The sequence below is a fragment of the Paenibacillus sp. EKM10P genome (assembly GCF_011800655.1).
Lineage (GTDB): Bacteria > Bacillota > Bacilli > Paenibacillales > Paenibacillaceae > Paenibacillus > Paenibacillus polymyxa.
Genome location: NZ_JAALET010000132.1, coordinates 1 through 239, shown reverse-complemented (window position 1 = coordinate 239; position 239 = coordinate 1). Strand labels below are relative to the sequence as shown.

1 protein-coding gene is annotated in these 239 nt (G+C 51.0%); it reads left to right on the top strand.

All coding sequences use genetic code 11. The features are described from left to right. A partial coding sequence (locus HFE01_RS26795; protein ID WP_167438885.1) for a condensation domain-containing protein occupies positions 1 to 239 on the top strand: 239 nt, incomplete at both ends.

Here is a 239-nt window from a genome sequence, read left to right as displayed (position 1 = left end):
GATCTGGATTGCGAATTCCAGCCAGAGCTGGTTGCCCAGATCGAACGGGTGGCGAAGCAAAATCAGGTCACGATCAATACGCTGATTCAGACGGTATGGGGCGTCTTGTTGCAGAAATATAACAACAGTACGGATGTCGTGTTCGGCAGCGTTGTGTCCGGTCGTCCAGGGGATATTCCAGGTGTGGAGCACATGATCGGGCTATTTATCAATACAATTCCAGTGCGTGTGCAGTCTGA